Below are 23,800 nucleotides of genomic sequence, written 5' to 3'. Positions count from 1 at the left end.
ATCGGCGTGCTGGCTCATGAACAGGTAGATCGCCGGCACCCCGAAGAAATGCGATATCCCGGCCCCCGGGTCGCTGATCAGCGCCAGCGCCGCGCCGGGATCGAAGTTGCGCATGACCTGGCAGGCGCCCCCCGCGTGCAGCAGCACCGTGAAATAGCAGTTGATCCCCGCCGTATGGAACAGCGGCAGCACCGTGAGCCCGACGCTGTCCGGGCCGATGCCCGCCGGAATGCCGAGGCTGAGCGCGTTGATGAAAGCCATGCGAAAGGTGTTGATCGCCCCCTTGGGCCGCCCGGTGGTGCCCGAGGTGTAGAGGATGGTCCACGGATCGTCCTGATCCATGGCCACCGGCGCGACGGCGCCGTCGCTGGCCGCGATCGCGGATTCGTATTCGGACGGATCGCCGAGCCCGGTGGTCGCCATCACCTGCGCCGGCGTCGCGCCCAGCGCCGCGACGGCGGCGGCGTTGTCCAGGTCATGGATCAGCAGCTTGGGATCGGCGTCGGCGATGATGAAATCAAGCTCCGGCGGCGCCAGGCGCCAGTTCAGCGGCGTGAAGATGGCGCCGATCCGCGCGCAGGCGGAAAGCGTTTCCAGCATGTCGGTGGAATTCAGCGCCAGCATCGCCACCCGGTCGCCCTTGGCGATCCCGCATGCCGATTGCAGATGCGCGGCAAGCCGGCGGACGCGGTCCTCGGCCCCGGCATAGGTGAATCGGCGATTCGAATGCAGATCGGTCCAGCACGGCCGGTGCGGCGTGTTGCGGGCGTGATGCGCGAGCCAGTCGAAATGACGCATTGGGGGCCTCCGGCCTTTATGGTTTCCGATGAAATCGTTTCGCAGGATAGCCCGAGTCGCCGCGTCGCGATACCTTGCGCCCGCCGCCCGCTCGACAGGCCGGACGCGCTGCACTAGACCTCCGTCGCGACGACCGAGCACGGAGAACCCCATGACCACCCCTCGCGCATGGCAGCGGATGCTTTCGGGGCGCCGGCTCGACCTGCTCGACCCGGCGCCGCTCGACATCGAGATCGAGGACATCGCCCACGGACTGGCTTTCGTGGCGCGCTGGAACGGGCAGACGCTGGGCGACTGGCCGTTTTCCGTGGCCGAGCATTCGCTGGTGGTGGAGAGCGTTTTCGCCCGCATGGGCCCCTGCCCGGCGCGCTGGAAACTGGCGGCGCTGCTGCATGACGCGCCGGAATACGTGATCGGCGACATGATCTCGCCGTTCAAGACCGCCATCGGCATCGACTACAAGGATTTTGAATCGCGGCTGGAATCGGCGGTGCATATCCGCTTCGCGCTGCCCGCCGACCTGCCCCGCGCGGTGAAGCAGAAGATCAAGCGCGCGGACCGGGCCTCGGCCTGGCTGGAGGCGACGCAGCTGGCGGGGTTTTCCGAGGCCGAGGCCAATCGCATTTTCGGCAAGCCTCGGTTTCATGGCTGGCAAGACATCCGCCTCGCCCCCAAGCCGCCGGCGCAGGCCCGCGCCGCGTTCCTCGACCGATTCGCCGCGCTGATGCGCGCCCATTGCCCGTGAACCGCCCGATCGCCGTCGATCTCAGCGCCGTCATCGTCGCGCTGGACGAGGACGAGGCCGACGCGCAGCCGCTGGTGCTGCTCACCGAAAACGGCCATCTGCCCACCGCCGCCTACGACCCGGACCGCCGCCGCACCCTGGCGCTGACCCTGCGCGACTGGGTGCGCGAGACCACCGGCTTCGAGCTTGGCTATGTGGAGCAGCTTTACACCTTCGGCGACACCGCGCGCGGCGCCGATGACGACCCGGCGGCGCCGCATACGGTGTCCATCGGCTATCTGGCGCTGATCCGGCGCGCCGACGCCCCGCCAGGCCATGTCTGGGCGCGCTGGAGCCAGTTCTTCCCCTGGGAGGACCGGCGGCGCGCCTCGCCCCTGCTCGACGACATCGTCGCCCGCCTGCGACCCTGGGCCGAGGCCGCGGGGCCGACCGCGCGCGAACGCCTGCGCACCGGTTTCGGGCGCGACGGCGCGCCGTGGCGCGACGAATTGCTGCTGGAGCGCTACGAACTGCTGTATGAAGCCGGGCTGATCGGCGAGCCGTGGCGCGACCGGGGCGCCCCCGCGCCCGAAGATCTGCCGCCGTTGGGGCAGATCGGCTGGCGCGACAACCGCCGCATCCTCGCCACCGGCGTCAGCCGGCTGCGCGGCAAGCTGAAATACCGCCCGGTGCTGTTCGAGCTGATGCCCGAGGAATTCACCCTGTTCGAATTGCAGCGCGCCTTCGAGGCGGTGTCCGGCGTGCCGCTGCACAAGCAGAATTTCCGCCGCATGGTGAAGAAATCCGGGCTGGTCGAGGCCACGGGGCGGGCCTCGGCGCGGCTCGGCGGCCGCCCGGCGGCGCTGTTCCGGTTTTCATCGGAGGCGCGATGGGAACGCGGGCTCGTGCCGGTGCGCTTTGGCGGCGCGCGCATGGGCTAGGCGCCCCCTGATCAGACGCCCCGATCAGGCATTCATCGCAGGCGTCCGTCTCAGGCATCGGGGCCCTTGGCCTTCCGGCCCCGGCGCGCCCGCTGAAAGGCCTCGGAGAACGCCGCCGCCATGATGCCCGCCGGCAGGGCGACGATGGCGATGGAGCTGATCGCCGAAATCGCCGCCACCAGCTTGCCCAGCCCGGTGCTCGGCACCACGTCGCCGTAGCCCACGGTGGTCAGGGTCGCCATCGCCCACCACATGGCGCGGGGGATGGAGCCGAACGCCTCGGGCTGCGCCTCGCGCTCCAGCAGATACAGCGCCACCGAGGACAGCATCAGCAGCAGCATCGCCATCACCCCGCTCAGAAACAGCTCCATGCGCCGGGCGTTCATCGCGCTGGCCAGTTCGCGCACCGCCCGGCCCACATCGCTGTCGCGGGTCAGCGAGAATATCCGCAGGATCCGCGCCAGCCGCAGCATCACCGCCCAGCCAAGCCCGTATCCGTAGGCCAGTTCGAACCAGATCGCCGCCAGCGCCGCCAGGTCGATCAGGCTGTACCATTTGAACAGGTAGAGCACCGGACGCACCCGGCCGCGATAGATCGGGTTTTCCCATTTCACCCAGAACCGGGCGAGGTATTCCAGCGTGAACAGGATGGCGAAGGCGAAGTTGAGCGCGCTGAAATAGCCGCCCATCCAGGCCAGGGTCGGTTCGGTCTCCAGCGCCGCCAGCAGGATCGAGATCACCACCAGCCCCAGCGCCGCCCGGTTCAGCGGCGACACCCCGGCGCCCGACCAGGCGTCGAGGTCCAGTTGCCCGTACAGCGTGGCGCGCAGGCTCACGACGACGCCGGGCGCGCAGGCGCCGGCGCGCCCGCGCGCATGGTCATGAAAGTTCGCGCGCCCGCGCGCATGGTCACGAAAGCTCGCGCGCCCGCGCGCATGGTCATGAAAGTTCGCGCGCTTGCGCGCATGGTCATGAAAGTTTGCGCGCCCGCGCGCGAAGCGCGAACTTCTGGATCTTGCCCGTGGAGGTCTTGGGCAATTCGCCGAACACCACGCTGCGCGGCGCCTTGAAGCGGGCCATGCGGTCGCGGCAATGCGCGATGATCTCGGCCTCGCTGGCCGCGGCCCCGGGTTTGAGTTCGACGAAGGCGCAGGGGGTCTCGCCCCATTTGTCGTCCGGGCGCGCCACCACCGCGCAAAACGCCACCGCCGGGTGCTTGAAAATCGCCTCCTCGATCTCGATCGAGGAAATGTTCTCGCCGCCCGAAATGATGATGTCCTTGGCCCGGTCGCGGATCTGCAGATAGCCGTCCGGATGCTTGACCGCGAGATCGCCGGACCAGAACCAGCCGCCCCGGAACGCCCTGGCGGTGGCCTCGGGATTCTTGAAATAGCCCTTCATCACCACATTGCCGCGAAACGCGATCTCGCCGATGGTCTCGCCGTCGGCGGGAACCGGATCCATGCTGTCCGGGTCAAGCACGTCGAGCGCCTCCAGCGCCAGGTAGCGCACCCCCTGACGCGCCTTCAGGCGGGCCTGTTCGGCGGGCGGCAGGGCGTCCCAGTCGGGGTTCCATTCGTTGATCACCGCCGGGCCGTAGACCTCGGTCAGCCCGTATAGGTGGGTGACGCGAAACCCCGACGCCTCCATGGCGGCGAGCACCGATTCGGGCGGCGGCGCGGCGGCGGTGAGGAAATGCACCGCGCGCGGCAGGGCGCGCTTTTCGCTTTCCGGCGCGTTCAGCAGCGTCGACATCACGATCGGCGCGCCGCACAGATGCGTGACCCCGAGATCGGCGATGGCGTCGTAGATCGGCGCGGCGCGCACCTGGCGCAGGCAGACATGCGTGCCCGCAGCGGCCGAGATCGACCACGGAAAGCACCAGCCGTTGCAGTGGAACATGGGCAGGGTCCACAGATACACCGGATGCGCGCCCATCTGCGCGTGCAGCACGTTGCCGGTGGCCAGCAGCAGCGCGCCGCGATGGTGATAGACCACGCCCTTCGGATCGCCGGTGGTGCCCGAGGTGTAGTTGAGGCTGATCGCGTCCCATTCATCCAGCGGCCCGGGGGCGCGAAACGCCGGGTCGCCCCCGGCGATGAAGGCCTCGTAATCCTCGCCCGCGTCGCCGGGCGCGTCGCCGGGCGCGGTCGGGTCGCGATAGACGATCAGGCGCGGGGCGACGCCGGCCAGCGCCATGGCTTCGCGCGCCGCGGGCGCCAGTTCGGAATCGACCAGCAGCAGCCGGGTCTCGGCATGCCCGAGAATGAAGGCGATGCCCGCCGCGTCCAGCCGGGTGTTGATGGCGTTCAGCACCGCGCCCAGCGCCGGAACGCCGTAATGCGCCTCCAGCATCGGCGGAGTGTTGAGCAGCAGCGCCGACACCGTGTCGCCCCGCCCGATCCCCGCGCCCGCCAGCGCCGAGGCCAGCCGCCGCGTGCGCGCCGCGAAGTCGCGATAGCTGAACCGCGCCGCGCCGTGGATCACCGCCGTGCGGTCCGGGAAGGTCGCCGCCGCGCGATCCAGCAGCCCCAGCGGCGTCAGCGGCTGGAAATTCGCCGGGTTGCGCGCCAGCCCCCGCTCATAGGGGCCGGACTTCGGGTCCGGGATGTCTGAATCGGTCATGGCGGCGCTCTCCCCCGAAAATTCTGCGCCCATCATCGCAACGAGGCGCAAGGGAACGCAAGGGCGCCGCGCCCGCCCGCCGGCGGCGGCGTGGACAGCGGTATCGCCACCGGCGCGCATCTGCACTAGATTGCAGCCCGCGCGGGGCCCCCGCCGCGCCTGACCGCGAGGACCGCATGCCCGAAATCCTGACCGGCAAGACCGCCATCGTCACCGGCGCGGCCCATGGCGTCGGCCACGCCATCGCCCGCCGCTTCGCCCGCGCGGGCGCGCGGGTCGTCGCCTCGGACATGGACCAGAAAGCCCTGCGCAAGGTGGTGGCGGCGATCAGCGAATCGGGCGGCGAGATCACCGCGTTTTCATGCAACATGTGCGAATCGCTGAGCGTGCCCAACCTCATGGCCTCGACGCTCGACGCCTATGACCGGGTCGATATCCTGGTGAACGCGGCGCGCAAATTCGCCACCGGCCCGGCGCTGGCGCCCGGCGACGACATGCTGATGGAGCTGTTCGACGTCAATGTGCGCGCCGCGTTCGAACTCAGCCAGGCGGCGGCGCGGCGCATGATCGCCCAGGCCGGCGGCGAGGACGACGACCGGCCCTGCGCCGGCAGCATCGTCAACGTCACCTCGATCGCCGCGCGCCGCACCCTGCCCGACCTGCTGCATTATTCCGTGAGCTGCGCGGCGCTTGAGCAGATGACCCGTTCGCTGGCCGTGGCCCTCGCCCCGCGCGGCGTGCGCGTCAACGCGCTGGCGCTGGGAAGCGTCGAAACCGCCAGCCTGCGCGACGCCATGAAAACCCAGGATGACCTGCGCGACCGGCTGATCGGGGTGACGCCGCTCGGGCGCATCGGCGCGCCGCGCGAAGCGGCGGACGCGGCGCTGTTCCTCGCCTCGGAGCAGTCGAGCTTCATCACCGGCCAGATTCTGGCGGTGGATGGCGGGCGCGCCACGCTGGACCCGCTCTCGACCCCCGCTTTCTGACCCCGCCTTCCGCCCCCGCCTTTTGCATCGTCCCGATCCGGGCGCGGCGCCGGGCCGGCCATCGCGCGGCAATGAAAAAGCCGGGCGCGATCGGCCCGGCTTTTGCGATGTCGCCCCCGATCCCCGTCGCGCTCGATCCCCGTCGCGCTCGATCCCCGTCGCGCTCGATCCCCGTCGTGCTCGGGGCCCCGGTTCAGCGGGGCTGTTCGGTCCCGTCGCCGGCGTTCTCGGTCAGGCGTGGCCGGGCGTCGTCTTCGGGCTTTTCGGAATCCTGCGGCTGCGCGTCCGCGCCGCCGGGTTGCGCCAGGTCCGGCTGCGCGCCCGCGTCCTCCGTCAGCGGCAGATCGCCGGCGCCGTCATCCTCGGGCAGCGGCGGCTGGTCGTCGCCGCCGGCGGTCTCCGGAAACAGCGGCTGGTCGTCATCGCCGCCGCTTTCGGGCAGGTTGAACAGGTCCTCGGCGCTCACCGCCTCCGCGCCGCGCGGATCCTCGCCCGAATCGACCAGGCTGAAATTCTCCAGCCCCGAGATGTTGGAGGGCATGCGCGGCGCCGCCGGGGCGGCCAGGCTCTCGTCGGTGGAGAGCAGGTTCATGCGGTCCTCGGCGCTCATCACCTCGCCTTGCTCGCGGGCCTTGCGGGCGGCGGCCTTGCGCACCGCCTCGTCCAGATCGATCTGCTTGCACAGCCCCACGGCCACCGGGTCCACCGGCTGGATGTTGGAGGCGTTCCAGTGGGTCTTGTTGCGAATCGCCTGAATCGTCGGCTTGGTGGTGCCCACCAGCTTCATGATCTGGCCCTCGGACAGCTCCGGGTGATACCGCACCAGCCAGGCGATCGCCGCCGGGCGTTCCTGACGCTTGCTCAGCGGGGTGTAGCGCGGCCCCTTGCGGCGCTGCTCGCCGATCGCCGCCGGGTTGTGCTTGAGCTTGAGCCGCGCCTTGGGGTTGCCCTCGCAGCGGGCGATCTCCTCGGCGTCGAGCTGGTTGTTGGCGATCGGGTCGAACCCCTTCATGCCCACGGCCACCTCGCCGTCGGCGATGCCGTTGACCTCAAGCTCGTGCAGGCCGGTGAATTCCGCGATCTGCGTGAAGGTGAGCGTCGTGTTGTCCACCAGCCAGACCGCGGTCGCCTTGGTCATCAGGGGAAGGCTCATTGATCCTGTCTCCGTGCAAAATACAGCTGTTTCCCGGTCCGAGAACCGAGCAAGGGGCCAGCTGAGGTTTTCGAGGGGAGTTTCATCGCGCTATATAGGCGCAATCGCCGATGAGGGAAAGGGACAAAACATGCGCCTTGCAATCGCGCTTTCCGCCCTGCTGGCGCTGCTGTCGGCGGGGCTCGCGCCCGCCGCGGAGCGCCGCGCGCCGGGGGATTTCGACTATTACGTGCTGGCGCTGTCATGGACGCCCAGCTGGTGCGAGGCCGAGGGCGACGCGCGCGGCGCGGCGCAATGCGCCAGGGGCAAGGGCCTTGGCTTCACCCTGCACGGGCTGTGGCCGCAATACGCGCGCGGCTGGCCCGAATACTGTTCCAGCGGGCGGCGGGACCCGAGCCGCGCGGACAGCGCGCGGATGGCCGACATCATGGGATCGCCCGGGCTGGCCTGGCATCAGTGGAAGAAGCACGGGCGCTGCTCGGGGCTGACGTCGAAGGATTACTACGCGCTGAGCCGGCTGGCCTATGAGCGGGTGCTGCGCCCGCAGGTTCTGCGCCGCCTGCGCCGGGCGGTGACGCTGGATCCCAAGGTGATCGAACAGGCGTTCATGGAGGCAAATCCCGGCCTGACCCCGGACGGCGTCACCGTGACCTGCCGCGACCGGCGCATTCAGGAGGTGCGTCTGTGCCTGACCCGCGACTTGCAGCCGCGGCGCTGCGGCGCCGACGCGATCCGCGATTGCGCCCGGCCTGCGCGCATGGCGCCGCTGCGCTGAACGGGGGCGCCCGCAAGGTCGATGCCGTAGCGATACTGTGGCGGCATTGCGGCTGTGCGCCCCAAAACGCGCATGTTTCATTAACTATTGGTTCATTGCGATGAGCAAAATATTGACGCGACTGCCGATATGGGCATCACTGGCCCCGGGGGAATGTTCGCATCAGGCTCGCCAGAGGATTCGTCCATGAAAGTCAACCGCATCCGCCCCGCAGCGCCGGCGCCCGTTGCAGAGGCCGAAGACGCGCGCGAACAGCGGGTTGCGCTGACCCGCATGCTGATCTGGGCGGAGCAGGAATGCCTGGCCCAGGGCTGCGGCGGCGCCGCGGCGCATCTGCGCGCCGCCATCGAAGGCCTGCGCGACCCGCGCCAGACGAGGCCGCTTCGCCCGAAACACTAGGCGCGGCGCGCGGTTGCGCCGCGCCAATGGCGGATCGGGATCCGCCCTACGCAGGGTCGCGCCGCCGCGACCGGAATCCGGCGATCGCGTCAAGGGTCAGAGCGTCAGCACGATCTTGCCCATATGCGTCGAGCTTTCCATCAATTCATGCGCCGCCGCCGCCTCGTCCAGCGGGAAGGCGGCGTGGATCCTCGGGCCCACCCGGCCCGCGGCGATCAGCGGCCAGACCCTGGTTTCCAGCGACCGCGCGATGGCGGTCTTGGCCTCGATGGATTGCGGGCGCAGGGTCGATCCGGTGAGGGTCAGCCGCCGCACCATCAGCGGCGCGAAGTTCAGCTCCGCCTTCGGCCCGCCCAGAAACGCGATCACGCAGAGCCGCCCGTCATCGGCCAGCGCCGCGATGTCGCGCGCCAGATAGGCCCCCGCCACCATGTCGAGGATGACGTTGACGCCGCGCCCGCCGGTCGCCGCCTTCACCTGTTCGACGAAATCCTGCTCGCGGTAGTTGATCGCCAGCTCCGCGCCCAGCCCCCGGCAGAAATCCGCCTTGTCCTCGCTGCCCACGGTGGCGAACACCCGCGCGCCGAAAGCCGAGGCGAGCTGGATGGCGGTGGAGCCGATCCCCGACGAACCGCCATGCACCAGAAAGCTTTCCCCGGCCTTGAGGCCCACCCGGTCGAATACATTGGTCCAGACGGTGAAGAAGGTCTCGGGCAGGGCGGCGGCCTCGATCATGCTCAGACCGGCAGGGACCGGCAGGGCGTGATCCTCGTGGGTGAGCGCAAATTCCGCGTAGCCGCCCCCGGGCAGCAGGGCGCAGACCGCGTCCCCCGCATGCCAGCGGGTGACGCCCGGACCCACCGCCGCCACGGTCCCGGCGCATTCCAGCCCCGGCAGGTCCGAGGCCCCCGGCGGCGGCGGATAGGCCCCGGCGCGCTGCAGCAGGTCCGGGCGGTTCACCCCGGCGGCGGCGACGCGGATCAGGATCTCGCCCTGTCCGGGGACCGGCGTCGGACGGGCGGCGGGCTTCAACACCTCGGGTTCGCCCGGGGTCGAGATTTCTATCGCGCGCATGGTCTCGGGCGGGTGGCTCATGGGGCGGATCCTTTGCTGCGAAAATCGGCTTCGCTTCACACCTGCCCCGGCGGGGGCGGCGCTGGCAAGGTTTTTTGGCCGCATCGCCCGGGCCCGCGCCGACGCGATCTTTCGCAAGACGATGCCGGGCGCCGGCGTCGCCCGGGGCCGGGCGGCGGGGCTGATGCGGCGCGCCGCGCGGGCCCGCCGGCTGGATGGTCCGGCGCAAGCGCAAGCCGGACAGTCCGCCGGGGCGCTTTCTGGCCCTGCCCGCGTGAATTCCTGCGCCGCCGGGGCATGTGCGGCGCTTCACGCCGGTGGTTCCGGGCGCGATCTGCATCGACGCCGGGAACCTGCGCGCCTGTCGCGACGAGGCCGGCAGGATCGCCGCCGCCGAGCATGGCTGACCGCTGGCGGCGCGCCCGCCGAGGCGACAGCCCGCCTTGCAACCCTACGCGGAGTCCCGACGCCGCGCCTGACCATCGGCGCCGGCCGCGCCCGGGGTGCGGACCTTGCGCGCCCGCTCGGTGGCGCTTTTCAACTGCCCGCAGGCGGCCATGATGTCCTGCCCGCGCGGGGTGCGCACCGGGCTGGCGTAGCCGGCGCGGTTGACGATCTCGGCAAACGCCTCGATGCGGTCCCAGTCCGAACGCTCATAGGGCGCGCCGGGCCAGGCGTTGAACGGGATCAGGTTGATCTTCGCCGGGATCCCGGCGATCAGCCGCACCAGCCGTTTCGCGTCCGCGTCCGAGTCGTTCACGCCCTTGATCATCACGTATTCGAACGTGATCCGCTCGGCGTTGGACAGGCGCGGATAGGCGCGGCAGGCGTCGAGCAGCGCCCTGATGTTCCATTTGCGGTTGATCGGCACCAGCGCGTCGCGCACCGCGTCGGTGGTCGCGTGCAGCGAGATCGCCAGCATGCAGCCGATCTCCTCGCCGGCGCGGGCGATCTCGGGCGCGACGCCCGAGGTCGACAGGGTGATGCGCCGGCGACTGAGGCTGATTCCCTCGGGATCCATGGCGATTCGCATGGCGTCGCGCACCGCGTCGAAATTGTAGAGCGGCTCGCCCATGCCCATGAGCACGATGTTGGACAGCAGCCGCTTTTCCGGCGGCCCGCCCGCCGGCCCCGGCCATTCGCCCAGATCGTCGCGCGCCACCAGCACCTGGCCGATGATCTCCTCGGCGGTGAGGTTGCGCACCAGCCTCTGGGTGCCGGTGTGGCAGAAGGAACAGGTCAGCGTGCAGCCCACCTGCGAGGAGACGCACAGCGTGCCGCGGTTTTCCTCCGGAATATAGACCGCCTCGACCTCGTGCCCGCCCCGCACCCGCAGCAGGTATTTGCGGGTGCCGTCCTCGGAGACCTGCCGCGTGACGATCTCCGGCCGGTCCAGCCGGAAATGCGCCGCCAGCAGCGCCCGGAAATCCTTGGACAGGTTGGTCATCAGCGCGAAATCGGTGACCCCGCGCTGATACAGCCACTGCCAGACCTGCCCGGCGCGCATCTTGGCCTGTTTTTCCGGCGCGCCGGCGGCGATCAGCGCCGCGTGCAGAGCCTCGCGGCTGAGCCCGATCAGCGAGGGCGGGCCCTCCGCCGCCTTGCCCGCGAAGCCGATCGCGTCAGGGCGCAGCGGCGCGAGACGCAATGCCTGATCGGGGGCCTGATCGGGGGCCTGATCGGGGGCTGGATTCGCCCCTGGATCTGATCCTCGATTCGACCCTGGTTTCGGGGCGTCGGGCAGGGGCGCGTCGGCGTTCTGAAGCGTGGCGGTCATGGCGTGCAGTCTCCGAGGCGGCGCGCCCGACGCGTTCAGGCGCCCAGAGCGCCGCGTCACGGGGCGTCCGCGTCACGGGCAACGCGTCTCGGGGCGCCTGAAAGCGGGCGGTCGCACAGAAATCGTCGGGCGTCGCCCCCTGGCCGCCCCCGTTTCGGGGGGCGCGGGCGGCGCGGTTTCGCGTGTTTCTATAGCAGAGCGGCGCCGACAGGCCAAGCGGCCCCGACCCCGGAAAACCGGGCCGGCGGCCAGCCCGGCCGGGACGGTCAGCGGCGAACCGCTACCTGCAAAGCGCCTTCGCCGCCTTGAGCGCCGCCGTGAAGCCGCGCAGCGAGAACGTGTCGGTGGTCTTGGTCCCGCGCCCGGAAACGCCGCTCAGCACCGCCGCGCTGCCCTTGATCATCGCCGCGACCATCTTCGCGTCCACGTCGCTCGAGGCCAGCCACGCGCCCTCGCCTTCCGTGAACATCTTGAAGGTCGACTTGCCAACCTTGGCGGTGACGGTGGAGCCCTTCTTGAACGGGTAGCCCGAACTCATGGAGACCTCGTTGGCCACGCCCTTGGTGGGGCGCACCGAGACGATCAGGTAGATGTCGCCCCGCTTCACCTTCACCGGCTTGCCCGCCCGCGTGGCCCGGGATCGCGACGGCTGGGTGACGATCCAGCACACCTTGCCGTCATCCTCGGCGGTGAACACCGACCAGTCCTGTTTCGCGTCCACCCGGTTGGCCGTCTGCTGCGCCGCCGCCGGGCCGGCGAGCAGCGCGCCGACCGCCGCCGCGGCGGCGAGCATGGATATGCGCGTCGTTATTGCTCTCATTTTCGCCTCATCGTCTTTTGTCCCGGCGCGCATCGGTCCGGATCCATGCGGATCCGGCCCCCGCGCGCCGTCGCGTCTCTTGCCTGTTGCGCGTTGCGCATAATCTAGTCTGAATTCACGCGACTGCGCCACCCCTTAGGGCGGGATTCGCGCAACCGCGCCTCAACCGGGCCGTCGCGGCTCCGTTCCAACCCCCGTTCCGGCCCCCGCCGCGGCCGGCCGGACTGCCGTGCGGATTGCCGTGCGGACCGTCATGGGGACTGCCATACGGACTGCCATAAGGACTGCCATAAGGACTGGGCGACGCGGGCTTGACAACGCGCCGCCGCGGCGGGACCAAGTCTGACCTGCGACCCGGCCCGCCGCCGGTCAGCGCCCCAAGGCAGGAGCCCCGCCCATGACCGCCGCCGCCCCCCGTCAGCCGTCCCGCGACCCGTCGCCGAATTCTCGTCGAAATCCTGCGCGGCGACCTGCAGGAATGCGTGCATCGCGGCGCCGCCGTGATCTGCCGCGCCAATGGCGAGATCGTCGAGGCCTGGGGCGACCCCGCGCGGGTCATCCTGCCCCGCTCCTCCTGCAAGATGCTGCAGGCGCTGCCGCTGGTGGAAAGCGGCGCGGCGAATCGCTTCGCCCTGGGCCCCGAACAGCTGGCGCTGGCCTGCGCCTCCCATAACGGGGCCGCGATTCACACCGACCGCGTGGCGCGCTGGCTCGCCGGGCTCGATCTCGGCGAGCCCGACCTGCGCTGCGGGCGCCAGATCCCGAAGGACCGCCCGGCGCAGGCGGCGCTGCGCGCGGCGGGCAAGGCCGAGACCCAGATCCACAACAACTGCTCGGGCAAGCATGCGGGGTTCCTGACGCTTGGCAAGGCGCTTGGCGGCGGCGGCGAATACATCGACCCCGACCACGCGGTGCAGCGCGCCGTGCGCGACGCCTTCTACGCGATGACCGGCGACGACCCGGCGCTGGGCCACGCGATCGACGGCTGCTCGGCGCCGAATTTCGCCGCCAGCCTCGCGGGGCTCGCCAGCGCCATGGCGCGCATGGCCAGCCCGGCTGAGGCCCTGACCGGCGCCCGCGCCGACGCCGCCGCGCGGCTGGTCGCCGCCATGGCCGCGCATCCCGATCTGGTCGCCGGCGAGGGGCGCGCCTGCACCGGCCTGATGCGCGCGATCAACGGGGCCGGGCGGGTGCGCGCCGTGGTCAAGACCGGCGCCGAAGGCGTGTTCGTCGCGATCCTGCCGGAGCTTGGCCTCGGCGTGGCGCTGAAGATCGACGACGGGGCCACGCGCGCCTCGGAATGCGCCATGGCGGCGATTCTGGCGCGGCTGGGCGTCGCCGATCCGGCGCATCCGGCGATTCGCGAACGCCTGAACCCGCCCCAGCGCAATCGCCGCGACATCGTAACCGGTGAAATTCGCGCGATTTTCGCCTGAGCCGCTAACCCTGCGTTCATCTATGGCTTCCATCCTGCTCTCCGGGTGCTGAAACGCGCCCGGGCGCGGAGCTGGGGCGGAAAGCCCGTCGCCGCCGCCCGGTTGTGTTGATTGTTGATCGAAATTCAGGGTGGATGCGCGTCGCCGGGGTCCGGCGGCGGGTGGAAAGATGGGACGGGACATGGCGGCAAGCGTCGTTCAACTGAAACCGGTCATGCGCGAAGCCGCGCTGGACCTCGATGCGCTGGAGGCGCTGGAACAGGCGCTGGGCGCGCATCTGTGCCGGGAAATCGTCGAGGACGCGATCCTGCAGACCACGGAGCGGCTCGCCACGCTGGAAACCGCGCTGGTCGATGAGGACTGGGGCAAGATCCGCAAGATGGCCCATGATCTGGTGAGCCTGCCAGGGCAGATCGGCATGAGCGCGGTGTCCGCGCAGGCCCGCGCGCTGCTCGGCTGCTGCCGCGATCACGACCATGTGGGCGGGCGCGCCGTCGCCCATCGCCTGCTGCGCAGCGGCCGCTCGGCGCTGCTGGCCTGCAACGCCGAACCTTTCTGACCATTTGTCCGGCCGGGCCCGACCCGGCGAGGCGCAGGCGCCGCCTTTGGGCGTGACTCCGGCCCTGGCGTCAGCCATGTAGCCTGAAACCCGCGCATCGGGGCGACGCGCCCGATCGCGGCGCAACGGGCGATCGGCTGGGCATCATGAACGATATCGACATCAGCATGGACATCGAGAAACTGGGCCATCGCGGCGACGGCGTCGCCGCCGGCGGCGTCTTCGTCGCCTTCGCCCTGCCCGGCGAGCGCGTCGCCGGAAAGGTCATCGACAACCGCATCGCCGCGCCCAGGATCCTGCGCGCCTCGCCGGATCGCGCCGCCCCGCGCTGCGCGCATTTCGCCGAATGCGGCGGCTGCGCGCTGCAACACGCCTCCGACGCTTTCCTCGCCGACTGGAAACGCGACCGCATCGCCGAGGCGCTGGCCGCGCGCGGTCTCGCCGCCGACATTCGCGCCACCGTCACCTCGCCGCCGCGCTCCCGCCGCCGCGCGACGTTTTCAGGGCGGCGCACCAGGAAAACCGTGACGCTGGGATTTCACGCCCGCGCCGATGCGCGGATCGTCGAGATCGACGACTGCCCGCTGCTCGACCCCCGGATCCTCGCCGCGCGCGGTCAGTTGGCGGCGCTGATCCCCTTCGCCGCCTCGCGCAAGGGCGAGGTGAAAATCGCGGTCACCGCCTCGCCATCCGGGCTCGACGTGCACATGCGCGACGCCAGGCCGCTGGACGGCCCGGCCCGCGCGCAGCTCGGCGCGCTGGCGGCGCAGGCGGGATTCGCACGGCTGAGCTGGGACGGCGAGACCATCGCCCTCGCCCACCCTCCGGCGCAGGATTTCGACGGCGTGAAGGCGGTTCCGCCGCCCGGGGGCTTCCTGCAGGCGACCCCGCAGGGCGAGGCCGCCCTGCGCGCCGCCATCCGCGAAACCATCGGCGACGCCGCCCGCGTCATCGACCTGTTCGCGGGCTGCGGGACCTTCGCCCTGCCGCTGGCGCGTCGGGCGGAAATCCTGGCGGTGGAAAACGACGCGGCGGCGCTGGCGGCGCTCGACGCCGGCTGGCGCGCGGCGGGCGGCGCCCTGAAAACCCTGCGCTGCGAAGCCCGCGACCTGTTCCGCCGCCCGCTGCTGCCCGATGAAATGCGCAAATACGACGCCGCGATCATCGACCCGCCCCGGGCCGGCGCCGCGGCGCAGATGGCCGAAGTGGCGAAATCCGCGCTGCCGCGCATCGCCGCCATAAGCTGCGATCCGGCCAGCTTCGCGCGCGACGCCCGCATCCTGATCGACGGCGGCTTCGCGCTCGACTGGGTGCAGCCGGTGGACCAGTTCCTCTGGTCGCCCCATGTGGAGATCGCGGCCGCCTTCTCGCGGCGCTGAAACCCGCTGAAACCCGGTCGCGCTGCGGTTCCGGAAGGCGGAGGGCGGGCGGGTGGGGACGACTTCCGGGATCGGAGCGCGGCCGGGTTTCAGCCCAATCCACCCCGCGTCTCGCCCACCGCGCCGCCGATCTGGCCGCGATGCAGCAGGATGTGATCCAGCAGCACGCAGGCCATCATCGCCTCGCCCACCGGGGCCGCGCGGATGCCGACGCAGGGATCGTGGCGGCCTCTGGTGATGATCGTCGTCGCCTCGCCGCTTCGGGTGACCGTGGCGCGCGGCTTCAGGATCGACGAGGTCGGCTTGACCGCGAACCGCACCACCACGTCCTGCCCGGTGGAAATGCCGCCCAGCACCCCGCCCGCGTGGTTCGAGGAATAGCGCACCCCGCCCTGCGCGCCGGAATTGCCCGGATGAATCTCGTCGGCGTTCTGCTCGCCGGTCAGTTCCGCCGCCCCCATCCCGGCGCCGATCTCCACCCCCTTGACCGCGTTGATCGACATCATCGCCGCCGCCAGATCGGCGTCGAGCTTGCCATAGACCGGCGCGCCGATCCCCGCCGGCACGCCCGAGGCCGCCACCTCGATCACCGCCCCCGCCGAATTGCCCGATTTGCGCAGGTCGTCGAGATACGCGGCCCAGTCGGCGGCCGCCGCCGCATCCGGCGACCAGAACGGATTCCTGGCAACCTCCGCCCAGTCGAACCGCGCCCGATCGATGCGCCGCGCGCCCATCTGCACCATGCAGGCGCGAATGACCAGATCCGGGGCCAGATCCCCCAGAACCGCCCGCGCCACGCCGCCCGCGGCCACTCTCGCGGCGGTTTCGCGCGCCGAGGACCGCCCGCCGCCGCGATAATCGCGAATGCCGTATTTTTGCCAATAGGCCAGATCCGCGTGCCCGGGGCGGAATTTTTCGGCGATCTCGGCATAGTCCCTGGACCGCTGGTCGGTGTTCTCGATCATCAGCTGGATCGGCGTGCCGGTGGTCCGCCCCTCGAACACCCCGGACATGATCTTCACCGCGTCCGCCTCGCGCCGCTGGGTGGTGTAGCGGTTCTGCCCGGGCTTGCGCCGGTCGAGCCAGCGCTGGATCGCATCCGCCTCCAGCGCCACGCCCGGCGGGCAGCCATCCACCATGGCGCCCAGCGCCGGGCCGTGGCTCTCGCCCCAGGTAGAGACCCGAAACAGGCGCCCAAAACTGTTGATCGACATCGCTCGCCCCTCCGGCCGCTGGCTGACGCGCGCATCCTTAAAGCCTTTCGCGCCCGCGCAACAGACCCCGCGCGCCCCGCGCCCTTGCGTTTTCCGAATCCGCCGCTAGGCTGCGCATCACCTCGGGGAGCCTGATCAGAGGCTGAGATGCGCCGCGCGCGAACCCGTTGCACCTGAACCGGATCATGCCGGCGTAGGAAAGGTCACTGGCGGCTCGACACCCGCCCCACAACCTTCGTTCCTGCGCCGCAGCGAATGGAGGATCTCTTGAACCACACCCTTCTGCGTGCTGCGGCCATTTGCGCTTTCGCCAGCGCAGCCCTGGCCCGAATTTCGGCCTTCGCCGAAGAAAAGCCCGTGCTCACCATCTACACCTATGACAGCTTCGTCTCCGACTGGGGCCCCGGCCCGGCGGTGGAAACGGCGTTCGAGGAAACCTGCGCCTGCGATCTGCGATTCGTCGCCGCGGGCGACGGCGCGGCGCTGCTGGGGCGCCTGAAGCTGGAGGGCGCAGCCACCGACGCCGACATCGCGCTGGGGCTGGACGCCAACCTGACCGCCGACGCCGCCGCGACCGGGCTGTTCGCGCCCCACGGGGTCACGGCCGCCAACGACGTGCCGGGGGGCTACGCGGACAAGCTGTTCCTGCCCTATGACTGGGGCTGGTTCGCCTTCGTCTATGACGAGACCCGGCTCGCCAACCCGCCCGACAGCTTCGACGCCCTGCTGAACGCGCCCGAGGATCTGGAGATCGTCATCGAGGACCCGCGCACCTCGACGCCCGGCCTTGGGCTGCTGCTCTGGGTCAAGACCGTCTATGGCGATCGGGCTGGCGAGTACTGGCGAAAGCTCGCGCCGCGCATCGTCACGGTGACGAAAGGCTGGTCCGAGGCCTATGGCATGTTCCTCGAAGGCGAGGCCGACATGGTGCTGAGCTACACCACCTCGCCCGCCTATCACCTGATCGCCGAGAACGATCCCACCAAGAAGGCCGCCGCCTTCGCCGAGGGCCACTACCTGCAGATCGAGGTGGCGGGCAAGCTGGCGGGGACCGATCAGCCGGACCTCGCCGACGCCTTCCTGCGCTTCATGCAGGGCGAGGCGTTCCAGGCCGCGATCCCCACCACCAACTGGATGTATCCCGCCGTCACCCCGGCGGCCGGGCTGCCCGACGGGTTCAAGACGCTGATCGCCCCCGCCAAGACCCTGATGGTCCCGCCGGAACAGGCCAAGGCGGTGCGCGACGCGGCGCTGGCGGAATGGCTTGACGCGCTCAGCCGATAGCAGGCGCGCCGCCCCGGCCCTGCTGGCCGGCTGGGCGGCGCTGGCGCTGCTGCTGGCGCTCAGTCTCGGCTCGGCGGGGCTGATGCTGGCGCAGGGCGCCGAGGATCGCGCGGCGCTCGGCCCGGCCGACTGGCGGGCGCTGCAATTCACCGCCACGCAGGCGGCGCTGTCGGCGCTGCTGTCGGTGGGGTGCGCCGCGCCGCTGGCGCGCGCGCTGGCGCGGCGGCGGTTCTTCGGGCGCCGCGCGGCGGTGGCGCTGCTGGGCGCGCCGTTCCTGCTGCCGGTGATCGTGGCGATCCTCGGGATCGTCGCGGTCTGGGGGCGGTCCGGGCCGCTGTCCGAGGCCATGCAGGCGCTGGGGCTGGGGCGGCTCGACATCTACGGCATGCCCGGCGTGCTGCTGGCGCATGTGTTCTTCAACCTGCCATTGGCGACGCGGATCTTTCTGCAGGGCTACGCGGCGATCCCGGCCGAACACTGGCGGCTCGCCGAACAGCTGGGGCTGGAGGGGCGCCCGCTGTTCATGCGGCTCGACTGGCCGATGCTGCGCGAGACCGGCCCCGGCGCCTTCGCGCTGATCTTCCTGATCTGCGCCACCAGCTTCGCGGTGGCGCTGACGCTGGGCGGCGGGCCGCGCGCCACCACGCTGGAGCTGGCGATCTATCAGGCGCTGCGCTTCGATTTCGACCTTTCCCACGCGGCGTTGCTGGCGCTGCTGCAACTGGGGCTGTCGATCGCGCTCAGCGTCGCGGCGCTGTCGCTGGCGGCGCCGGCGCTCAGCGGCCCGGGCCTCGGCGCCCCGCCGCTGCGGCGCGACGGGACCGGGCGCGGCGCGCGGGCGCTGGACCTGGGCGCGCTGCTGCTCGCCGCCGGCTTCCTCGGCGCGCCGATGCTGGCGGTGGTCTGGCGCGGGGTTCCGGGGCTGCTGGAGATGCCGGCGCAGGTCTGGCCGGCGGCGGCGCGCTCGCTCGGCGTGGCGCTGACCTCGAGCGCGATCTGCATGGCGCTGACCGGGGCGCTGGCCGGGCTGATCCTGCGGCTCGACCGCCGCCCCGTGCTGGCGCGCATGGTCGAGGCGGCGGGGCTGGCGGCGCTGGCCGCGCCGCCCTTCGTCATCGGCATGGGGCTGTTTCTGACCCTGCGCCCGGTGACCAACCCTTTCGCGCTGGCGCTGCCGATCACCGCGCTGATCAACGGCGTCATGGCCCTGCCCTACGCGCTGCGGCTGACGCTGCCGGCCCTGCGCCGGGCGCGCGACGATTACGGCGCGCTGGCCGATCAGCTTGGCCTGACGGGCGCGGCCCGGTTGCGCATCGCGGTCTGGCCGCTGCTGCGCCGCCCGGCGGGCTTCGCGGCGGGGCTGGCGGCGGCGCTGTCGGCCGGCGACCTCGGGGTGATCGCGCTGTTCGCCCCGGCGGACGGGCCCACCCTGCCGCTGCTGGCGCAACGGCTGATGGCGGGGTATCGCTGGGAAGCGGCGGCGGGGGCCTCGCTGCTGCTGCTGGCGCTGAGTTTCGCATTGTTTCTGACATTCGATCGGTTGGGACGCGGCCATGACTGACATTGCGCTGGCGCTGGAGGACATCCGCATCGAGTACGATGATTTTTCGCTCGGCGGCGGGTTCGTCGCGCCGCGCGGGGCGCTCTGCGCCCTGATCGGGCCGTCGGGCGGGGGCAAGACCACGGTGCTGTCGGCCATCGCCGGATTCGTGGCCATGCGCGGCGCGCTGCGCATCGAGGGGCGCGACGTGGCCGCCCTGCCCCCCGCCGCGCGCCCGGTGTCCATGCTGTTTCAGGACCACAACCTGTTTCCGCATCTGAGCGCGCTGGCCAATGTGGCGCTCGGGGCCAGCGCCGCGCTGCGCCCGCCTCCCGACACCCGCCGTCGCGCCGAGGCGGCAATGGACGCCGTGGGCCTGGCGGGGCTGGGCGCCCGCCTGCCCGCGCAGCTGTCAGGCGGGCAGCGCCAGCGGGTGGCGCTGGCCCGCGCGCTGCTGCGCGACCGGCCCGTGCTGCTGCTCGACGAACCCTTCGCCGCGCTCGGCCCGGGCATGCGGCGCGAGATGATGGGCCTGGTCAACGACCTGCGCGCCCGCAGCGGGGTGACGGTGGTTCTGGTCACCCATGACCCGGACGAGGCCCGCGCCGCGGATCTTGCCGTGGTGGTCGCCGACGGACGCTTCGGCCCGGCGCGCGACGCGACGGCGCTGTTCGCCGACCCGCCGCGCGCGCTGCGCGACTGGCTGGGCGAGAGCTGATCCCGCCCAGCCGGGGCTGGCCGGCGCGTCGGCGCGTCAGGCCGGGTCGCCGGCGGATTCGGGTCCGCCGGCGTTCAGCGTCTGCCAGTTGACGCCGGAGCCGAGCACGCAGGACATGCCGTTGGGCCGGGTCAGCAGCAGGGTCCAGCTGCCGCTGGCGCGCGAGGTCCAGATCTCCACCAGCCCGCTCGCGCCCTGAAGCCCGACGCCCAGCGGCGCTTCGCCGTAGCGCCCGGTCAGCGCCTCGACCAGGGTCGTGCGCGCGGCGCAGAACACCCCTGCGCCGGGCGCGGGGGCGCCGGGCCGGGCGCCGTCGCCCGCCGTTGCCGACGGCGGGGCGAGCGCGGCCACGCCGAACACCAGAGCGGCCGCCAACAATCGCTTGAACATGATAGCCTCCTGTGTCTGCCGCGAGGACGCACAGGCTGGCGACGAGGCCGCGTCCGCGCCATCGGGGATGTCCCCGGTTCCGGAGTCTTCGGGTCGCCCGGCGCACTTGATCGGCGCCTGTCAAATACATGGGACCGTCATCTGTCCAATTCAAACCAACAAAATGCACAGCCTCGTGACAAGAATTTTTGTTTCGCCCGCAATTTGGCGATTGTTTTCCAATTTCGCCATGCCGCCAACAATCAATCATATCGAAACGCCGCCTCAACTGACGCCCATGGCGTCAAACGACAAAAAAACCCGCCGAACCTTGGGTCCGGCGGGCGATTGATCGGGAAACCCCGGTCCTTGCGGTCAGGCGTTGCGCTTCTTGACCGGTTTCCACAGCTTCTTGTTGGTGAGGTAAAGCAGCACCGCGAACAACCCCATGAACAGGAAGTTGCGCGCGCCCGCCGCCTTGCGCTCGGCCATCTTCGGCTCGGCGGCCCACATCAGGAAGGCCGACACGTCCTCGGCCATCTGCTCCACCGTCGCCGGGGTGCCGTCGGCGTATTCCACCGCGTCCTCCTCCAGCGGCGGCGACATGGAAATCCAGCCCCCCGGGAAAATGTCGTTCCCGTAGAGCGTGGAGCCCGCCATTTCCTTTTCCTCGCCGTTGAAGCCTTCGAGGAGCGAGTAGATGTATTCCGGCCCGCCGATGCCGCGCAGCAACTGGTTGATGCCGGAGCCGTAGGGGCCGTGGAACCCGGCGCGGGCCTTGGCCATCAGGCTGAGATCCGGCGCCCCCGCCCCGGTGTTCTCCGGGAACTTGTCGAAAGGCTTGGCCGTGCGGGTGTCGCCCGGCTCCGCGTCCTTGGAGGTGTCGGGCACCTCGAACAGCGCGGCGATCGCCTTCACCTGCTCCTCGTCATAGCCCGGCCCGCCTTCCTCGCCCAAGCTGCGGAAGGCGACGTATTTCAGGCCGTGGCAGGACGAGCAGACCTCGACATAGACCTGCAGGCCGCGCTGCAGCTGCGCTTCGTCATAGACGCCGAACGGGCCCTCGAAGGAATAGGACACGTCGGTGATATGGCCCTCGCCTTCGCTGGCGAAGGCCGGGTTCGACGCCGGGGCGGCGAGAAGGATTGCGAAACCCGCCGCGAGGATCGGTTTGATGCTCATCTTGATGTCTCCTTCGCGCCGCGTCATTCGGCCGGGGTCGCGGATGCGACCGCCGGGGCGTCGCCGTATTTCTTCGCCAGCGCGGCGTCGAAATCCTCCTCGATTGTGGCGGGCGGCGGCAGCGGCTTCTCGGTGAGGCCCAGAACCGGCAGGATCACCAGGAAATACAGGAACCAGTAGGCGGTGGCGACCTGCGAGATGGTGACATAGGGTTCCTCGGGCGGCATGCCGCCGCACCACATCAGCACGAAGAAATCCAGCACCAGCAGCCAGAACCACCACTTGAAGCGCGGCCGGTAACGGCCCGAGCGCACCCGCGAGGTGTCAAGCCAGGGCACCAGCGCCATGACGATGATCGACCCGAACATGGCGATCACGCCGCCCAGCTTGGAACTGATGAACCACACGTCGAAGGTGATCGAGCGCAGGATCGCATAGAAGGGCAGGAAGAACCATTCGGGCACGATATGCGCCGGGGTGACCAGCGGGTTGGCCTCGATGTAGTTGTCGGGGTGGCCCAGATAGTTGGGCATGAAGAACAGCACCACGACGAAGCCCAGCAGCACCACCGCCAGCGCGAACACGTCCTTGATGACGAAATACGGCCAGAAGGGCAGCGTGTCCCGGTCGGCCTCGGCCTTCGATCCGCGGCGCACCTCGACCCCGGCGGGGTTGTTGTTGCCGGTGTGGTGGAAGGCCCAGATATGCACGATCACCAGCGCCGCGATCACGAAGGGCAGCAGGAAATGCAGCGAGAAGAACCGGTTCAGCGTCGGGTTGTCCACCGAGAACCCGCCCCAGAGCCAGGTCACGATCGGATCGCCCACGAAGGGCAGCGCGCTGAACAGATTGGTGATGACCGTCGCGCCCCAGAAGGACATCTGCCCCCAGGGCAGCACATAGCCCATGAAGGCGGTGGCCATCATCGCCAGATAGATCAGCATGCCGATGATCCAGGTGATCTCGCGCGGGGCCTTGTAGGAGCCGTAATACAGGCCCCGGAAGATATGCGCGTAGACCGCGATGAAGAACAGCGAACCGCCGTTCATATGCGCGTAGCGCAGCAGCCAGCCGCCGTTCACGTTGCGCATGATGTGCTCGACCGAGGCGAAGGCCAGGTCCGACTGCGGCGTGTAATGCATGGCCAGCACGATGCCGGTGGCGATCTGCAGCACCAGGCAGAAGGCCAGCACCACGCCCCAGATCCACATCCAGTTGAGGTTCTTGGGGGTGGGGATCATCAGCGTGTTGTAGATCAGCTCGACGATCGGCAAACGGACATGGATCCATTTCTCGATGCCGGTCTTGGGCTCGTACTGGTTGTGGGGAATGCCTGACATGTGGTTCTCCTCAGCCCAGCTTGATGACGGTGTCGGACAGGAACTTGGTCGGGGGGATGTCCAGATTGCGCGGGGCCGGTCCTTTGCGGATGCGCCCCGCCGTGTCGTAATGCGATCCGTGGCAGGGGCAGAACCAGCCCTTGTAGTCGCCGACCCCGCCGCCCAGCGGCACGCAGCCCAGATGGGTGCAGATGCCGACCATCACCAGCCATTCGCCGGAATCGTCCATGGCGCGGTCCTCGTCGGTGGCGGGCGCGTCCTCGGCGATGTTGGCGTTGCGCGCGATCGGATCCTTGAGATCCTCCAGCGGGGTGTCGCGCGACAGGGCGATGTCCGCTTCGGTGCGGCGGCGGATGAACACCGGCTTGCCCTGCCAGGTCACGGTGATCTCGGTGCCGGTCTCGACTTCGGAGACGTCGACCTCGGTCGTGGACTGCGCCAGCACGTCGGCGCTCGGGTTCATCTGGTCGATCAGCGGCCAGACCGCCGCGCCGACGGCGACGACGCCCGTGGCGCCGGTCGCAATATACAGAAAGTCGCGACGGGTCGGTTCGTCGTCGTCTGCTGTGTGGGACACGTTTGCTTTCCCCCTTGCGTTCGCCCTGGGCGGGGCCTTCGATCATCTCACGGCGCGGCGGCGGCGAGCGCGCCGCGCGAAACCGGTCCTGAGGCGAGCCAATAGCCCGCAAATCCTTCATGGTCCAGCA

Annotated in this window: 22 protein-coding genes, 1 pseudogene and 1 riboswitch; of the genes and pseudogenes, 11 read left to right on the top strand and 12 right to left on the bottom strand. The window is 70.3% G+C overall.

Features of this window, described 5'->3' with window-relative positions; genetic code table 11:
* The coding region (locus AC1HC7_RS09280; RefSeq protein ID WP_479498954.1) for an AMP-binding protein at nt 1-798 on the bottom strand (798 nt) is incomplete at its 3' end.
* 151 nt (nt 799-949) lie between these two features.
* Between AC1HC7_RS09280 and AC1HC7_RS09275 the strand changes: the two genes are divergently transcribed.
* A complete protein-coding gene (locus tag AC1HC7_RS09275; RefSeq protein ID WP_479496663.1) occupies nt 950-1,543 on the top strand; it encodes an HD domain-containing protein in 594 nt (197 codons plus the stop codon).
* Nucleotides 1,540-2,463 (top strand): NUDIX hydrolase, encoded by a 924-nt coding sequence (locus AC1HC7_RS09270; RefSeq protein WP_479496662.1) that lies wholly within the window; start codon nt 1,540-1,542, stop codon nt 2,461-2,463. Before AC1HC7_RS09275 ends, AC1HC7_RS09270 begins: the two co-directional genes overlap by 4 nt.
* Nucleotides 2,464-2,513: 50 nt before the next feature.
* Here the strand turns inward: AC1HC7_RS09270 and AC1HC7_RS09265 are convergent, their stop codons facing one another.
* The gene (locus AC1HC7_RS09265; protein ID WP_479498953.1) at nt 2,514-3,299 is read right to left on the bottom strand and encodes an ion transporter; all 786 of its coding nucleotides are present in this window, start codon (nt 3,297-3,299) and stop codon (nt 2,514-2,516) included.
* Nucleotides 3,300-3,432: 133 nt separating this feature from the next.
* Nucleotides 3,433-5,088 (bottom strand): acyl-CoA synthetase, encoded by a 1,656-nt coding sequence (locus AC1HC7_RS09260; RefSeq protein WP_479498952.1) that lies wholly within the window; start codon nt 5,086-5,088, stop codon nt 3,433-3,435.
* A 176-nt stretch (nt 5,089-5,264) separates the two neighbouring features.
* On the opposite strand from AC1HC7_RS09260, the gene AC1HC7_RS09255 reads away from it, so the two are divergent.
* On the top strand, nt 5,265-6,074 hold the full coding sequence (locus tag AC1HC7_RS09255) for an SDR family NAD(P)-dependent oxidoreductase (protein WP_479496259.1): 810 nt from the start codon (nt 5,265-5,267) through the stop codon (nt 6,072-6,074).
* Between the two features lie 415 nt (nt 6,075-6,489).
* Here the strand turns inward: AC1HC7_RS09255 and AC1HC7_RS09250 are convergent.
* Nucleotides 6,490-7,227, bottom strand: a pseudogene (locus tag AC1HC7_RS09250) (DUF1013 domain-containing protein); the annotation flags it as partial.
* A 130-nt stretch (nt 7,228-7,357) separates the two neighbouring features.
* Here AC1HC7_RS09250 and AC1HC7_RS09245 point away from each other — a divergent pair.
* On the top strand, nt 7,358-8,002 hold the full coding sequence (locus AC1HC7_RS09245; RefSeq protein WP_479496258.1) for a ribonuclease T2 family protein: 645 nt from the start codon (nt 7,358-7,360) through the stop codon (nt 8,000-8,002).
* A 186-nt stretch (nt 8,003-8,188) separates the two neighbouring features.
* The gene (locus AC1HC7_RS09240) at nt 8,189-8,401 is read left to right on the top strand and encodes a hypothetical protein (RefSeq protein WP_479496257.1); all 213 of its coding nucleotides are present in this window, start codon (nt 8,189-8,191) and stop codon (nt 8,399-8,401) included.
* A gap of 96 nt (nt 8,402-8,497) precedes the next feature.
* Here AC1HC7_RS09240 and AC1HC7_RS09235 read toward each other — a convergent pair whose 3' ends face one another.
* The 3 genes from AC1HC7_RS09235 to AC1HC7_RS09225 all read right to left on the bottom strand — a co-directional run bounded on the left by AC1HC7_RS09235 (nt 8,498) and on the right by AC1HC7_RS09225 (nt 12,072).
* Nucleotides 8,498-9,496, bottom strand: a complete 999-nt coding sequence (locus tag AC1HC7_RS09235) for an NAD(P)H-quinone oxidoreductase (RefSeq protein WP_479496256.1) — start codon at nt 9,494-9,496, stop codon at nt 8,498-8,500.
* 430 nt (nt 9,497-9,926) lie between these two features.
* Nucleotides 9,927-11,252: a dual-specificity RNA methyltransferase RlmN gene (gene rlmN / locus AC1HC7_RS09230; RefSeq protein ID WP_479498951.1), complete on the bottom strand. Its 1,326-nt coding sequence runs from the start codon at nt 11,250-11,252 to the stop codon at nt 9,927-9,929.
* A gap of 280 nt (nt 11,253-11,532) precedes the next feature.
* Nucleotides 11,533-12,072 (bottom strand): invasion associated locus B family protein, encoded by a 540-nt coding sequence (locus tag AC1HC7_RS09225; protein ID WP_479496254.1) that lies wholly within the window; start codon nt 12,070-12,072, stop codon nt 11,533-11,535.
* A 443-nt stretch (nt 12,073-12,515) separates the two neighbouring features.
* Between AC1HC7_RS09225 and AC1HC7_RS09220 the strand changes: the two genes are divergently transcribed.
* The 3 genes from AC1HC7_RS09220 (at nt 12,516) to AC1HC7_RS09210 (ending at nt 15,446) form a co-directional block, all read left to right on the top strand.
* Nucleotides 12,516-13,508, top strand: coding sequence for an asparaginase (locus AC1HC7_RS09220; RefSeq protein ID WP_479498955.1), 993 nt, complete (start codon nt 12,516-12,518; stop codon nt 13,506-13,508).
* Between the two features lie 214 nt (nt 13,509-13,722).
* Nucleotides 13,723-14,067 (top strand): Hpt domain-containing protein, encoded by a 345-nt coding sequence (locus AC1HC7_RS09215; RefSeq protein ID WP_479496252.1) that lies wholly within the window; start codon nt 13,723-13,725, stop codon nt 14,065-14,067.
* Nucleotides 14,068-14,213: 146 nt separating this feature from the next.
* On the top strand, nt 14,214-15,446 hold the full coding sequence (locus AC1HC7_RS09210) for a class I SAM-dependent RNA methyltransferase (protein WP_479496251.1): 1,233 nt from the start codon (nt 14,214-14,216) through the stop codon (nt 15,444-15,446).
* Between the two features lie 89 nt (nt 15,447-15,535).
* On the opposite strand, the gene aroC is transcribed toward AC1HC7_RS09210, so the two are convergent.
* A complete protein-coding gene (gene aroC, locus AC1HC7_RS09205; protein WP_479496250.1) occupies nt 15,536-16,660 on the bottom strand; it encodes a chorismate synthase in 1,125 nt (374 codons plus the stop codon).
* Nucleotides 16,661-16,773: 113 nt separating this feature from the next.
* Nucleotides 16,774-16,877: riboswitch (TPP riboswitch) on the top strand.
* Between the two features lie 38 nt (nt 16,878-16,915).
* Here aroC and thiB point away from each other — a divergent pair.
* The 3 genes from thiB to AC1HC7_RS09190 all read left to right on the top strand — a co-directional run bounded on the left by thiB (nt 16,916) and on the right by AC1HC7_RS09190 (nt 20,202).
* On the top strand, nt 16,916-17,944 hold the full coding sequence (thiB, locus tag AC1HC7_RS09200; protein ID WP_479496249.1) for a thiamine ABC transporter substrate binding subunit: 1,029 nt from the start codon (nt 16,916-16,918) through the stop codon (nt 17,942-17,944).
* Between the two features lie 82 nt (nt 17,945-18,026).
* Nucleotides 18,027-19,505, top strand: a complete 1,479-nt coding sequence (locus tag AC1HC7_RS09195; protein ID WP_479496261.1) for an ABC transporter permease family protein — start codon at nt 18,027-18,029, stop codon at nt 19,503-19,505.
* Nucleotides 19,498-20,202 carry a thiamine ABC transporter ATP-binding protein gene (locus tag AC1HC7_RS09190; RefSeq protein ID WP_479496248.1) on the top strand — a complete coding sequence of 235 codons (705 nt, stop codon included), beginning with the start codon at nt 19,498-19,500 and terminating at the stop codon, nt 20,200-20,202. Before AC1HC7_RS09195 ends, AC1HC7_RS09190 begins: the two co-directional genes overlap by 8 nt.
* 36 nt (nt 20,203-20,238) lie before the next feature.
* Here the strand turns inward: AC1HC7_RS09190 and AC1HC7_RS09185 are convergent, their stop codons facing one another.
* The 4 genes from AC1HC7_RS09185 to petA form a co-directional block, all read right to left on the bottom strand.
* Complete coding sequence (locus AC1HC7_RS09185; protein ID WP_479496247.1) at nt 20,239-20,592, bottom strand: hypothetical protein; 354 nt, start codon at nt 20,590-20,592, stop codon at nt 20,239-20,241.
* Nucleotides 20,593-20,946: 354 nt separating this feature from the next.
* Nucleotides 20,947-21,753: a cytochrome c1 gene (locus AC1HC7_RS09180; RefSeq protein ID WP_479496246.1), complete on the bottom strand. Its 807-nt coding sequence runs from the start codon at nt 21,751-21,753 to the stop codon at nt 20,947-20,949.
* Nucleotides 21,754-21,776: 23 nt separating this feature from the next.
* A complete protein-coding gene (locus AC1HC7_RS09175; RefSeq protein WP_479496245.1) occupies nt 21,777-23,093 on the bottom strand; it encodes a cytochrome b in 1,317 nt (438 codons plus the stop codon).
* Nucleotides 23,094-23,103: 10 nt separating this feature from the next.
* Nucleotides 23,104-23,670 (bottom strand): ubiquinol-cytochrome c reductase iron-sulfur subunit, encoded by a 567-nt coding sequence (gene petA / locus AC1HC7_RS09170; RefSeq protein WP_479496244.1) that lies wholly within the window; start codon nt 23,668-23,670, stop codon nt 23,104-23,106.
* Between the last annotated feature and the right edge of the window lie 130 nt (nt 23,671-23,800).

This window comes from Oceanicella sp. (assembly GCF_056449545.1).
The sequence above is the reverse complement of the archived record's forward strand: the minus strand, read 5'-3'. Positions and strand labels throughout refer to the sequence as shown.